The 13,483-nt window shown below is 60.4% G+C and carries 13 protein-coding genes; 10 read left to right on the forward strand and 3 right to left on the reverse strand.

Features of this window, described 5'->3' with window-relative positions; genetic code table 11:
• Positions 1-24 precede the first annotated feature (24 nt).
• The 7 genes from ACLEJW_RS01945 to ACLEJW_RS01975 all read left to right on the forward strand — a co-directional run bounded on the left by ACLEJW_RS01945 (position 25) and on the right by ACLEJW_RS01975 (position 6,236).
• Positions 25-432 carry an acyl-CoA thioesterase gene (locus ACLEJW_RS01945; protein ID WP_145185500.1) on the forward strand — a complete coding sequence of 136 codons (408 nt, stop codon included), beginning with the start codon at positions 25-27 and terminating at the stop codon, positions 430-432.
• Between the two features lie 110 nt (positions 433-542).
• On the forward strand, positions 543-1,439 hold the full coding sequence (gene xerD, locus ACLEJW_RS01950; RefSeq protein ID WP_440776911.1) for a site-specific tyrosine recombinase XerD: 897 nt from the start codon (positions 543-545) through the stop codon (positions 1,437-1,439).
• 153 nt (positions 1,440-1,592) lie between these two features.
• Positions 1,593-2,351, forward strand: coding sequence for a DsbC family protein (locus ACLEJW_RS01955; RefSeq protein WP_313298357.1), 759 nt, complete (start codon positions 1,593-1,595; stop codon positions 2,349-2,351).
• 82 nt (positions 2,352-2,433) lie between these two features.
• Positions 2,434-3,738: a homoserine dehydrogenase gene (locus tag ACLEJW_RS01960; protein WP_145185509.1), complete on the forward strand. Its 1,305-nt coding sequence runs from the start codon at positions 2,434-2,436 to the stop codon at positions 3,736-3,738.
• A gap of 169 nt (positions 3,739-3,907) precedes the next feature.
• Entirely contained in the window at positions 3,908-5,317 is a 1,410-nt protein-coding gene (thrC, locus tag ACLEJW_RS01965; RefSeq protein ID WP_313298351.1) for a threonine synthase, read from the forward strand.
• 169 nt (positions 5,318-5,486) lie between these two features.
• Positions 5,487-5,870: a histidine kinase gene (locus tag ACLEJW_RS01970; RefSeq protein WP_145185515.1), complete on the forward strand. Its 384-nt coding sequence runs from the start codon at positions 5,487-5,489 to the stop codon at positions 5,868-5,870.
• An 84-nt stretch (positions 5,871-5,954) separates the two neighbouring features.
• Positions 5,955-6,236: a DUF3509 domain-containing protein gene (locus tag ACLEJW_RS01975; RefSeq protein WP_145185518.1), complete on the forward strand. Its 282-nt coding sequence runs from the start codon at positions 5,955-5,957 to the stop codon at positions 6,234-6,236.
• Positions 6,237-6,608: 372 nt separating this feature from the next.
• Here the strand turns inward: ACLEJW_RS01975 and ACLEJW_RS01980 are convergent, their stop codons facing one another.
• Positions 6,609-7,808, reverse strand: a complete 1,200-nt coding sequence (locus ACLEJW_RS01980) for a CaiB/BaiF CoA transferase family protein (RefSeq protein WP_313456004.1) — start codon at positions 7,806-7,808, stop codon at positions 6,609-6,611.
• 133 nt (positions 7,809-7,941) lie between these two features.
• Between ACLEJW_RS01980 and ACLEJW_RS01985 the strand changes: the two genes are divergently transcribed.
• Together ACLEJW_RS01985 and recJ are read left to right on the forward strand one after the other, a co-directional pair.
• Positions 7,942-8,484, forward strand: a complete 543-nt coding sequence (locus tag ACLEJW_RS01985; RefSeq protein WP_440776912.1) for a YaeQ family protein — start codon at positions 7,942-7,944, stop codon at positions 8,482-8,484.
• 30 nt (positions 8,485-8,514) lie between these two features.
• Positions 8,515-10,224, forward strand: coding sequence for a single-stranded-DNA-specific exonuclease RecJ (gene recJ, locus ACLEJW_RS01990; protein ID WP_313456000.1), 1,710 nt, complete (start codon positions 8,515-8,517; stop codon positions 10,222-10,224).
• 1,219 nt (positions 10,225-11,443) lie between these two features.
• Here the strand turns inward: recJ and ACLEJW_RS01995 are convergent.
• Positions 11,444-11,674, reverse strand: coding sequence for a hypothetical protein (locus ACLEJW_RS01995; RefSeq protein WP_313455998.1), 231 nt, complete (start codon positions 11,672-11,674; stop codon positions 11,444-11,446).
• A 237-nt stretch (positions 11,675-11,911) separates the two neighbouring features.
• Positions 11,912-12,508, reverse strand: a complete 597-nt coding sequence (locus ACLEJW_RS02000) for a 2OG-Fe(II) oxygenase (RefSeq protein WP_440776913.1) — start codon at positions 12,506-12,508, stop codon at positions 11,912-11,914.
• A gap of 346 nt (positions 12,509-12,854) precedes the next feature.
• Here ACLEJW_RS02000 and ACLEJW_RS02005 point away from each other — a divergent pair, with 346 nt between their 5' ends.
• The gene (locus ACLEJW_RS02005; protein WP_313298331.1) at positions 12,855-13,088 is read left to right on the forward strand and encodes a hypothetical protein; all 234 of its coding nucleotides are present in this window, start codon (positions 12,855-12,857) and stop codon (positions 13,086-13,088) included.
• Positions 13,089-13,483 lie beyond the last annotated feature (395 nt).

Consider the following 13,483-nt stretch of genomic DNA (forward strand, 5'->3'; position numbering starts at 1 on the left):
GAAAACCTGTTAAAAGTGACAGCCATGACCCCTCGAGACCTGGAAATTCAACGCCGCACCGCGTTGTCGGTAACGCGCGTGACCAAGGCGGTGTTCCCCAATACCACCAACCACCACAACACCTTGTTCGGCGGTACCGCACTGGCGTGGATGGATGAAGTGTCATTCATTGCGGCCACGCGCTTTTGCCGACTGCCGCTGGTGACCGTGTCCACCGACCGCATCGACTTCAAGCACCCGATACCCGCGGGCTCGATCGTCGAGCTGGTAGGTACGGTGGTGAAAGTCGGCAATACCAGTTTGCAGGTCGAGGTCGAGGTGTTGGTCGAGAACATGTACCTGGACGGGCGCGAGCGGGCCATCCATGGCGTGTTCAGCTTCGTCGCCATTGACGAAGACAAGCGCCCGGTGCCGGTGCTGCCACAGCGCTGAGCCAGACGCGGGCCTTGCCGAGCCGCGCCTGCGGTGCAAGGCCCGATTGATCACGACAACCCCAAGCCGCTGTGAAACACTACGCCCTCTCCAAGAACCAGCTGCCCCGAATGCCTGCCCTAGACCATCCTCTGATCGACCAATTCCTCGACGCCCTGTGGCTTGAAAAAGGCCTGTCCGACAACACCCGCATGTCCTATCGCAGCGACCTGGCCCTGTTCAACGGCTGGCTGGAGGAGCACGGGATAAGCTTGCCCGATGCCGGTCGCGAGCTGATTCTCGATCACCTCGCCTGGCGCCTGGAGCAAGGCTACAAGCCGCGCTCGACGGCCCGTTTTCTGTCCGGTCTGCGTGGCTTCTTTCGCTATCTGCTGCGCGAGAAGCTGATCGCCGTCGACCCCACCTTGCAGGTCGACATGCCACAGCTGGGTCGGCCGTTGCCCAAGTCATTGTCCGAGGCCGATGTCGACGCGCTGCTGCAAGCGCCGGAGCTGGGCGAGGCGATCGGCCAACGTGACCGCGCCATGCTCGAGGTCCTCTACGCCTGCGGCCTGCGGGTCACCGAGCTGGTCAGCCTGACGCTCGATCAGGTCAATCTGCGCCAGGGCGTAATGCGGGTCATGGGCAAAGGCGGCAAAGAGCGCCTGGTGCCGATGGGCGAGGAGGCCGTGGTGTGGCTGGAGCGCTACCTGCGTAATGGCCGCGCCGAACTGCTCAATGGTCGTCCCAGCGACGTGCTGTTCCCCAGTCAGCGAGGCGAGCAGATGACGCGCCAGACGTTCTGGCACCGTATCAAGCACCACGCGCGGGTCGCGGGGATCGACAAGCCGTTGTCGCCGCATACCCTGCGACACGCCTTCGCCACCCACCTGCTCAATCACGGCGCAGACCTGCGGGTGGTGCAGATGCTGCTCGGCCACAGCGACCTGTCGACCACGCAGATCTATACCCATGTGGCCAAGGCCCGCCTGCAGCAACTGCACGCCCAGCATCACCCACGTGGATGAATGTTTTTCATGTTCCGCCGACCGGTCCATGCCGAGCCCTTCATCGTCAGCGCGATGTGGTAGGCTTGGGCGGTTTGCACCAGGGCCCGTACGGTTGCCGCGTTTTTTCCGCAGGCAACACCCTCCGGCCCTGTTCGCCCTCAGGAGTTTCCCATGCGCGTGACCCAGTTGTTCGCCGCCGCCGCGTTGGCGCTGGCCAGTACCTTTGCCTTTGCCGCAGCCGACAGCACTGCCGGTGCCGAACAGGCGATCCGCAAGTCGTTGCAGAACCTGGAGCTCGACGTGCCGGTGGAAAGCGTGGCCAGCAGCCCGCTCAACGGCCTGTATGAAGTCAAGCTGCAAGGCGGGCGCGTGCTGTACGCCAGCGCTGACGGCCAATACGTGATGCAGGGCTATCTGTACCAGCTGCAGGATGGCAAGCCGGTCAACCTCACCGAGAAGACCGAGCGCGCCGGCGTTGCCAAGCTCATCAATGGCATTCCGGCAGCCGAAACCGTGGTTTACCCGGCCAAGGGCCAGACCAAGTCGCACATAACCGTCTTTACCGACACCACCTGCCCGTACTGCCACAAGCTGCACGCCGAAGTGCCTGAGCTCAACCGCCGCGGTATCGAAGTGCGCTACGTCGCCTTCCCGCGCCAGGGCCTGGGCTCGGCAGGTGACCAGCAGTTGCAGGCGGTATGGTGCTCCAGCGACCGCCGCGCAGCCATGGACAACATGGTCGAAGGCAAGGAAATCAAGGCCGCCAAGTGCGCCAACCCGGTTGGCAAGCAGTTCGAGCTGGGCCAGCAGATCGGGGTCAACGGCACGCCGGCCATCGTTCTGGAGAGCGGTCAGGTGATCCCGGGTTATCAGCCGGCGCCGCAGGTCGCCAAACTGGCCCTGGCCGGCGCTCAGCAAGCCGCCAAGTAATCAATTCAGTACGCCGTCGTCATGGGGTGACGGCATGTTTCACGGCCGGCGAAGGCGCCGTCCGTTCAATGGGGAGTTCACAGTGAAACCGGTCAAAGTAGGCATCTGTGGGTTAGGGACCGTCGGTGGCGGTACCTTCAATGTACTTCAGCGCAACGCCGAGGAGATTGCCCGCCGTGCCGGGCGCGGTATTGAAGTGGCCCAGATCGCCATGCGCTCGCCCAACCCGAACTGCCAGATTACCGGTACCCCCATTACCGCTGATGTGTTCGAAGTGGCGTGCAACCCAGAGATCGATATCGTCATCGAGCTGATCGGTGGCTACACCGTGGCCCGTGATCTGGTGCTCAAGGCCATCGACAACGGCAAGCATGTGGTCACCGCGAACAAGGCGCTGATCGCCGTGCATGGCAACGAGATCTTTGCCAAGGCTCGCGAGAAAGGCGTCATTGTCGCCTTCGAGGCCGCTGTCGCCGGTGGCATTCCGGTGATCAAGGCAATCCGCGAAGGCCTGTCGGCCAACCGCATCAACTGGCTGGCTGGCATCATCAACGGCACCGGCAATTTCATCCTCACCGAAATGCGTGAAAAGGGCCGCGCGTTCCCGGACGTGCTGGCCGAAGCCCAGGCCCTGGGTTATGCCGAAGCCGACCCGACCTTCGATGTCGAGGGCATCGACGCCGCGCACAAGCTGACCATCCTGGCATCCATCGCCTTTGGTATCCCGCTGCAGTTCGACAAGGCCTACACCGAGGGCATCACCCAGCTGACCACTGCCGATGTGAACTACGCCGAAGCCCTGGGCTATCGCATCAAGCACCTGGGCGTGGCTCGCCGCACTGCCGAGGGCATCGAGCTGCGCGTGCACCCGACCCTGATTCCCAGCGACCGCCTGATCGCCAACGTCAACGGCGTGATGAACGCGGTGATGGTCAACGGCGATGCAGCAGGTTCGACCTTGTACTACGGCGCGGGCGCCGGCATGGAGCCAACCGCTTCGTCGGTGGTTGCAGACCTGGTCGATGTGGTACGAGCCATGACGTCGGACCCTGAGAACCGCGTTCCCCACCTGGCCTTCCAGCCAGACTCGCTGTCGGCCCATCCGATCCTGCCGATCGAGGCGTGCGAAAGTGCCTATTACCTGCGCATTCAGGCCAAGGACCACCCTGGCGTGCTGGCGCAGGTGGCGAGCATCCTTTCCGAGCGCGGGATCAACATCGAGTCGATCATGCAGAAAGAAGCTGAGGAGCAGGATGGCCTGGTACCGATGATCCTGCTGACCCACCGTGTTGTCGAGCAAGGCATCGATGATGCGATCGTCGCTCTCGAGGCGCTGCAGGATGTGGTCGGCAAGGTCGTGCGCATCCGCGTCGAACAGCTTAACTAGCGGCAGGCTTCAAGCTGCAAGCTGCAACTAAAGGCAGCGCGCAGTCGAGGCTACGAACAGATTTCATTTAGCGGCAGGCAAGGAACCGCAGCCTCCGAGAGCAACGCCACCGGCTTGTTCCTGTAGCTTGCAGCCCGCAGCTTGCCGCTCAAACCAAAGGTTTGCACCCATGCGCTATATCAGTACCCGCGGCCAAGCACCGGCCCTGAATTTCGAAGACGTGCTGCTCACTGGCCTAGCCAGCGATGGCGGCCTGTATGTGCCTGAAAACCTGCCGCGCTTCACCCAGGAAGAAATCGCTTCCTGGGCCGGCCTGCCATACCACGAGCTGGCTTTCCGGGTGATGCGCCCGTTCGTCGAAGGCAGCATCGCCGATGCCGATTTCAAGAAGATTCTTGAAGAAACCTACGGCCAGTTCGCCCACGCCGCCGTCGCGCCGCTGCGCCAGCTCAACGGCAACGAGTGGGTGCTGGAGCTGTTCCATGGCCCGACCCTGGCCTTCAAGGACTTCGCCCTGCAGCTGCTCGGCCGCCTGCTCGACCATGTGCTGGCCAAGCGCAACGAGCGCGTGGTGATCATCGGTGCCACCAGCGGTGACACAGGTTCTGCGGCCATCGAAGGCTGCCGCAGCTGCGACAACGTCGACATCTTCATCCTGCACCCGCACCAGCGTGTGTCGGAGGTGCAGCGTCGGCAGATGACCACGCTGTTCGGTGACAACGTTCACAACATTGCCATCGAAGGTAACTTCGATGACTGCCAGGAGATGGTCAAGGCCAGCTTCGCCGACCAGTCGTTCCTCAAAGGCACGCGTCTGGTCGCGGTGAACTCGATCAACTGGGCGCGGATCATGGCCCAGATCGTCTACTACTTCCATGCCGCCCTGCAGCTCGGTGGCCCGGCGCGCTCGGTGGCATTCTCGGTGCCGACCGGCAACTTCGGCGACATCTTTGCCGGCTACCTGGCGCGCAACATGGGCTTGCCGGTCAGCCAGCTGATCGTCGCGACCAACCGCAACGACATCCTGCACCGCTTCATGAGCGGCAATCAGTACGTCAAGGAAACCCTGCACGCGACCCTGTCGCCGTCGATGGACATCATGGTGTCGTCCAACTTCGAGCGCCTGCTGTTCGACCTGCACGGTCGCAACGGCGCGGCCCTGGCCGAGCTGATGGCCAGCTTCAAGCAAGGCGGTGGCTTCAGTGTCGAACAAGACCGTTGGACCGAGGCGCGCAAGCTCTTCGATTCGCTGGCGGTGAGCGATGAGCAGACCTGCGAAACCATCGCCGAAGTCTTTGCGGCCACCGGTGAAGTGCTCGACCCGCACACCGCGATCGGCGTCAAGGCCGCCCGCGAATGCCGGCGCAGCCTCGATACACCGATGGTGGTGCTGGGTACCGCGCATCCGGTGAAGTTCCCTGAGGCGGTCGAAAAAGCCGGGGTGGGCAAGGCCCTCGAGCTGCCGGCGCACTTGAGCGATCTGTTCAGCCGCGAGGAGCGTTGCACCGTGTTGGCCAACGACCTCAAAGCGGTGCAGGCCTTCGTCAGCCAACATGGCAACCGCGGCAAGCCATTGTAAGCCGCAGGACCACCCCTGCAGGTGCATTGGCGCCCGCAGGGGCACGCGGGTGACGAGGGGGCTGCAAAGGCCTCGTCAGTCGTTTACCGCGCCATCTTCAGAAATGTCCTATATGAGTGCCTAGGCAACCTGCCTAGAGTGGCCGGTCCTTCCCCCCAAGGAGCGGTGCATGCGCCAGCCCTACGTACTGATCTGTCAGGCACGCCCATCCCACCAGATACTCCTGCACCAGGCGTGTAACGCCCTGGGGCTGTTCAATGTGCGCGTGGTCAATGGGCTTGTCGAGCTCGACAGCTGCCTGGCGCATGGGGCTCGCGCCGACGTGCTGATCATCGATCACGCCGAAGCCGATGGCCCGGCGCTGCTGGCGCGGGCAGCGGGCAGTCGTGCCGTGGTGTTCGTTGGTCGCGCCGGTGAGCAAGACCTCGCCGATGAAGCCCGGCGCCTTGGCTTGTGGGTGCTGGCCGACTTGCCATGGCCATTGCCGATCGAGCCGTGGCGCGCCGCGCTGCAACGTATCAAAACTGTCACATCGGCCACGCATGCTGGCTGAAACACTGATGGCGCAACGAACTTTCCGTTGCGCTTGTTGGTCAGTTCATTCATATCCCACTACAAGACAAAGCGAGTGATCCGGATGGAAAGAATCTGCAGACTGCTCAACGATGCGCTCAGCCCTTATCAGGCCAGCCTGGACGTCGAGGATGCCAACGGCAACCGTCAGTTGACCGTGTACAACACCCTGGGTGTCGCGGCCTTGCGCCGCACGGTAAGCCAGTACCAGCTACAGGAACAACGCTTGCTCATCGATCTGGTCGACGGCCTGCATCGTGACCTGCAGATCGTCGAAGGGCGCTTGCAGCCGTGTGTGATCGCGGCCCTGCAACAGCGTCAGCAACCCCAGGGAACCTTTGCTTGAGGGCTTGCTCTTAAACAGTAGGGGCAGCCTGCCAGCGCACCGCTCCGGCACTGGCAGGCTGTCACCGAGAGTCCATGATGACTTTCGATTGGCCCCGGGCGTCCTCCCCAGCGTCCGGGGTTTCTTTTGTCTGCTGTTCACGACCGTCGACGAGCCTCCCGCTGTCCTGCAGATCGGCAGCACGCATTTGCGGGTCAGCCAGTACGCGTACAGGACCGGCAAGCTGTTACAGCGCAAGGCCGGCAGCAATTCTGCAGCCCGCGCGCACGGTTCACTCGCACAATGGCATGCTCGTCCCCGGCCATCTGTGCAATTAGCGACGGCAGCACTTGGTCAATGACCCCTGTCCCAGGCTGGCCCCGCGCCGCAGCTTCAGACAGTGCCCGCCTGGCGCAGGCTGGCGATGGCTGCCGGGTCATAGCCCAGGGAGGCCAGCACCTGGTCGGTATGTTCACCCAGGCTTGGCCCGACCCACTCGGCCGAGCCTGGGGTTTGCGACAGCTTGGGCACGATGCCGGGCATCTTGAACGGCTTGCCGTCGGGCAAACGCGCGTGCAGGAACATTTCGCGCGCCAGGTACTGCGGGTCGCTGAACATGTCTTCGGCCGAATAGATGCGGCTGGCCGGTACTTCAGCGTCGGTGAGCACCTGCATCAGTTGCTCCAGCGCCAGGCCATTGGCCCAGCGGTCGATGACCCCATACAGCTCGTCACGGCGGGCGTCACGGCCATCGTTGCTGGCCAGGGCAGGGTCGTCGGCCAGGTCGTTGCGGCCGATGGCCTGCATGAGCCGCTTGAAAATGGCATCGCCATTGGCACCGATCTGCACATGCTTGCCATCAGCGCTGGTATGGATGGAGGAGGGCGTGATACCCGGCATGATATTGCCGGTGCGTTCACGAATGAAGCCGAACACATCGAACTCCGGAACCATGCTTTCCATCATCGCGAAGATCGCTTCGTACAGCGCCACGTCCACGACCTGGCCCTGGCCGCCGTTGACTTCGCGATGACGCAGAGCCATCAGCGCGCCGATCACGCCCCACAGCGCCGCGATCGAGTCGCCGATGGAGATGCCCGTACGCACCGGCGGGCGATCGTCGAAACCGGTGATGTAGCGCAGTCCGCCCATGGATTCGCCCACCGCACCGAAGCCCGGCTGGTCCTTCATCGGCCCAGTCTGACCAAAGCCGGACAGGCGCACCATGACCAGGCGCGGATTCAGCGCGTGCAGCACGTCCCAGCCCAGGCCAAGTTTTTCCAGCACGCCAGGGCGGAAGTTCTCGATGAGGATATCGGCTTCGCTGAGCAGGCGCTTGAGCACCTCGCGCCCTTCAGGGTGCTTGAGGTTAAGGGTGAGCGATTGCTTATTGCGCGCCTGCACGAACCACCACAGCGAGGTCCCCTGGTACATCTTGCGCCATTTGCGCAGCGGGTCACCGCCGTCCGGCGATTCGACTTTGATCACTTCGGCACCGAACTCGGCGCAGATGCGCGCGGCGAACGGCCCGGCGATCAGGGTGCCGAGCTCGATGACTTTGAGGCCGGCGAGGGGTTTGCTCGGGGTAGACATGTGGCATCCGTGGCAGCGGGTCAGAGGCGTGGTTTTAGCACAGGTGCGCAGCGGCCGAAACGGGTGCGGCGCACGCGTGGGCAGGATCGGGTAGACTAAGCCACTTTTCTTTCCCCACGAAGCCCCTTCGACCATGGCCCAGCCGTCCACGACCTACAAATTCGAACTCAACCTGACCGACCTCGATCGCGGCGTGTACGAAAACGTCCGCCAGACCATCGCCCGTCATCCTTCGGAAACCGAGGAGCGCATGGCCGTGCGCCTGCTGGCCTACGCCCTGTGGTACAACGAGAACCTGGCGTTCGGTCGTGGTCTGTCTGATGTCGATGAAGCTGCATTGTGGGAAAAGAGCCTGGACGACCGCGTTCTGCACTGGATCGAAGTGGGCCAGCCGGACGCCGACCGCCTGACCTGGTGCTCGCGCCGCACCGAGCGCACCAGCCTGTTGACCTACGGCAGCCTGCGGGTGTGGGAGGGCAAGGTGCTGAGTGCGGTCAAGGGTCTGAAGAACCTGAGCATCGCCGCCGTGCCGCAAGAGGTGCTGGAAGTACTGGCCAGCGAGATGCCGCGCACCATCAAGTGGGATGTGATGATCAGCGAAGGCACCGTCTTCGTTACCGACGACCGCGGCCAGCATGAAGTGCAGCTGCAATGGCTGCTCGGTGAGCGTGGCTGAACCCACTGATTTTTGACTGCTGAAGACCCCATGCGTATCGAACCTCGCCCGCTGCCTGAAACCCTGCCATTACTGGGTAACCTGCCCCCGCTGCTGACCCGTCTGTATGCCGCCCGCGGCGTGCAGTCCGAGGCCGAGTTGGACAAGAGTCTGGCCCGGCTGCTGCCTTACCAGCAGCTCAAGGGCATCGAGGCGGCCGTGGACCTGCTGGTCACGGCGCTGGACCTGCGCCAGCGCATCCTGATCGTCGGTGACTTCGACGCCGATGGCGCGACGGCCAGTAGCGTCGGCGTGCTGGGCTTGCGGCTGTTGGGCGCAGCCCATGTCGACTACCTGGTGCCCAACCGCTTCGAATACGGCTACGGCTTGACCCCGGAAATCGTCCAGGTGGCGCTTGAGCGCCAGCCTGATCTGCTGGTGACCGTGGACAATGGCATCTCCAGCGTCGAAGGCGTCGCCGCCGCCAAGGCCGCTGGGCTCAAGGTGCTGGTGACCGACCACCATTTGCCAGGCCAGCAATTGCCCGAGGCCGACGCCATCGTCAACCCCAACCAGCCAGGGTGCGCATTCGCCAGCAAGTCGCTGGCCGGCGTCGGCGTCATTTTCTACGTATTGATGGCCTTGCGCGCACGTCTGCGCAACCTGGGGCGCTATGTCGATCGGCCACAGCCGAACATCGGTGAGCTGCTCGACCTGGTGGCCTTGGGCAGCGTGGCTGACGTGGTGCCGCTGGATGCGAACAACCGCATCCTGGTGCACCAGGGCCTGGAGCGCATCCGCGCCGGCCGTGCCCGGCCCGGCTTGAAGGCGATCCTGGAAGTGGCGCGGCGCGACCACCGACGTATCACCTCCACCGACCTGGGCTTCATCCTCGGCCCGCGGCTCAACGCTGCTGGCCGGCTCGACGACATGAGCCTGGGCATCGAATGCCTGCTCTGCGAAGACCCGGCGCTGGCCCAGGACATGGCCCAGCAGCTCGATGACCTGAACCAGGACCGCAAATCGATCGAGCAGGGCATGCAGCGCGAGGCCTTGGCCCAGCTCAAGGACTTGCCGGTCGAGTCGATGCCCTACGGCCTGTGTCTGTTCGATGCCGAATGGCATCAAGGCGTGATCGGGATTCTCGCCTCGCGCTTGAAGGAGCGTTACCACCGCCCGACCATCGCGTTTGCCGACGCAGGTGATGGCATGCTCAAAGGGTCGGCGCGTTCGGTACCCGGCTTTCATATCCGCGATGCGCTCGATGCCGTCGCCGCCCGCCATCCGCAGTTGATCAGCAAGTTCGGCGGCCATGCCATGGCGGCGGGGCTGTCCTTGCCCGAAGGCAATTTCCCGGCGTTCGCCGAGGCCTTCGATGAGGAGGTTCGGCGCCAGCTGCGCGAGGAAGACCTCACCGGCCGGCTGCTGTCAGACGGTAACCTGGCTGTCGAAGAGTTCCACCTGGACCTGGCCAAGGCCTTGCGTCACGCCGGGCCTTGGGGCCAGCACTTCCCCGAGCCGCTGTTCCACGGCGTTTTCCAGTTGGTCGAGCAGCGTGTGGTGGGGGAGCGGCACTTGAAGGTGGTGCTCAAGAGCGAGTGCGGTTCTGTGCGCCTGGATGGCATCGCCTTCGGCATTGATCGCGAGGTCTGGCCCAATCCTACGGTGCGTTGGGTGGAGTTGGCCTACAAGCTGGATGTGAACGAGTTTCGGGGCAACGAGAGTGTGCAATTGATGATTGCGCATATGGAGCCGCGCTGAAGTGGTGGGGTGTCACAGATGTGCAGAGCGGCGAATCTGAATGCTGGGGCGCGCTGTGCACGCCCTTTGTGCCCGGTCAGGCGCCAAGTCACGGGCGTCCTACAAAAGCCGATCCCGTTCAGGCTGATCTCCGAGCCTTGCAATACCGTCTTGGTAGCTCCTGTCTCATTCAAACAGCGCTCGCAATCCCCGGCGCTGCACATGCCCGGCCGTGCAATCACCGAATGGCGAGTTAGTTTGGATCAATGCACGGCTGCTGACTTCCGCCGATTCAGGCAATGGATAGCGCCAGCCCCTACAAAGCAAAGTGCACCGAGAGTGCTGAACCAGAATAGGGCCTTCAGCACTTTTCGATCATTCACGCTGTTAATATGTTCTTGAAGTAACGAGTTCGAAAGTTCGATAGTACCTGCTAGCAAGCGCCTGACAGTTATTCCAGTTGGTGTATGTTGAATTTCTACAAATAGCGGAGTTGATTTATCGATGTTATAAAAGTCATAGGTAGACCTATAAAGATAGATGTAGCGCTTCGTGCGGCGTGCGCCTGGCACTTGGAAGTAGATACTTGTTTCGTAGATCCGGTCATCGTACTTCCACGCATTCATTTCGGAAGCCAGCGTTGCTGGGAGTCTTATCGATGGCAAGTTGGCGGGCTCAGTGGGTGTGCTCAGAAAAGCTAGAAAGGAGGGTGCTATGCAAGTGAAAACCGACCCGGCTAATAATAAGCTCCTCACTTGCTCTAGAGGAGACAGGCTGCGCATCAACTCGATCCAGGCTGGCCATGAAAACATTTATCCCTCTCCAGATTCAGTGGTAGTTTACTTATACTTATCTTGTTGAGGGGCAGAGCAGCAAGCGTACTTGTCCTGACCGCTGCCAAATACAGTAGTTAAAGAGGGTGTCGGGCCAGAGTTGGGTCTTCCGTTAAGACTTTCAACTGAGCCGGTTATAGACACTCCGTCGTCCTGATGGGGTGGATCATTGAAGGGGACTTGCGGTGCTGTGGATAAGGGTGGAGGCAGACTGCCTTGTACCCTCTTCTGCTCATTTAGGAAGTCTAAAAGTGGCTTTGTGTTAATAGTTATCTCCGTTGTGTCAGGATGCCAATTAAGGACATGGATAAGCCCACCCAAATTAGTACTAGTCGTTTCCGTATTGGTCAGAAGCATTGACGGAGTAAAGACGGGAGTGAGATTTTCTTTGGTGGAATCGTTATTTATCAAAGTTCGAAAATAGGTTGCAACTTTTCTTGAATATTATTGGCTAGGTCGGAATTGTATGTGCCAAATAAACTCGAGCCCAATGCGATGGCAGTGAAGCCCGCTGCGGTCCATGGGGCGCTTGTCAATAACGCAAAACTTGCTAAAACTCCGGCTACGTTGCCAATCAGACTCATGTAATCGCCGAGTTCGGGCGTTTTACCATCTTTATAATCTGCAGTGATTTTCAAGAAGGTCACTGTGCCGGCAAGGGTGTTCGTGACAATATTGATAAAGGGGCTGCCCCCGCCGTCATCATTCCAACCGAGAGGACAGAGGCGATAGCTGTACTTGTCTGGGCACCCTGTACAACGAGCGAAAAGCCGTCCTTGTTAGTTTTGAATTGGTCGTGGATAGCTGAAGCGGCCCCGGCCTGAAATCCTGGTTTTCCGACCCTGTCAACTATAGCGACGAAGATTTCAACTCGGTTAGTCATTGTGGTGTCCCTCTGTGATCGTCTTGAACGCGATGGTGACGCGAAGCTGGTCACACTCGATAGATGTAGATTTGGCTCGGTGCGGGATTTGTCCATCAAAGACAACGATGCGCCCTGGCCTTGGTATGACTGCAGCAATAATGTCACTCTTTGTTTCATTAAAAAATATAAGCTCACCTCCCCAGTTAACGGCCCAATAGTCGTTGCAGAAGATGACCAGGGTTTTTCCTGGTTCGCTTGCTAAGTTATCTCTGTGGATGGGGGCGTCCTGTCCTGAAGTTTGCCCGTTAGCGTAAACGCCTACTAGTTTTGTGTGAGGCATGTATCGGCTGCTGGCCCGGGTCCAGATATCCGCTAGGAAGCCCCAGTTTGTGTGCGCGGCAAGTTCGGCCTCGCAGCAGCCGCCAAGCTCACGATTTGTTCCCGCAATAAAAAAGTGCCAGCATGGCCGAGAAAATGGGGTTGAGTTAACCGGCCAATCGTATCTCCAACGGGCTTTGGATAACGCATGGTTGATTCGAAACTGCTCCTCCTCAGTAATAAAGTGGTCGATCGTGCTGGGGTGTTCGCTTTTGAGTTGAGTGGCCATAAGTATGCTTATCATGCAAGAGGTGTAGGCTGATGCATGCCAGGATAATGTTGTAAGATCGGTGCGGCACTGACAATAGATGTTTGACGCGGTAACTGCTGTCAGATAATCATATCGCTAGTTGTAGTCCGCCTCTCGTGTAGCTGTAGGAAAAGTCGTTATTATAAGTCAGGTGTGAGCATTTATAAAAAATCTCTGCGGATGTGCACCTCTGACTTACGTTTAATCGCGAAAAATAATTCACTGGACAGTTGCCTGCTAGTCAACTGATGGGGCTCTTGGGTTTTGTTGGTCTGGTCTGGCTACACGTCTCGCCATTTAAGAACGTCCATATTGTGGTTTGCATATGAAGCCTGCGCGCTATGAATGGGCCTGGTGGGGAAATTGCCCATCAGCTTCTGATGTTGGCGAAGTGATGCCTATCACCGGCTGGGTGAATGCAGATGGGGCAAGCTTGCTGATGCAGGCCACGCTAGCGATGGAGAAGCAACATATTTTCATATTGCGATCGCTGGTCCCGCTGGCAAGTCAGGCCCAACTGCCGTTACTCATCCGTGCTTTGAGCGAGTCGCTGAATTAAAGAACCGCGATCATCGGTTTTTCTTTTGTACGCCTTAGGATGGCGCCTTGCGAGCATACCCTTTCGAGTCCTGAGGCTGCTCGTGAGTGCGCGGGCACGGGGATCTCGCTCGGTGCGGAAGAAGGATAGATCTGCTTCAGCCCTTGTTTCGCTGAAAAGCCTGACGAGCAGCGCTTGCGCAATGATCAGACGTGAAGCAGCCCGGGGCATTTCTACCCCCAAGCCCTGTTTGGCCAGTTTTGGCAGACCCCCTCATCTGTTGTTTCACCGCAATGCAATCCCTCGGAACCATCCCCCCCACCAATCTGGTCTAGTCTGATGAATGACCGGTACCGGGCCAGGGATGTGCAATTGAGTGCCCGGGCCGGATCGCCATTGGAGTTCCTCGGAGGTGT

It is taken from the genome of Pseudomonas sp. SMSB3, assembly GCF_052041965.1.
In the GTDB taxonomy this organism is placed as follows: Bacteria; Pseudomonadota; Gammaproteobacteria; order Pseudomonadales; family Pseudomonadaceae; genus Aquipseudomonas.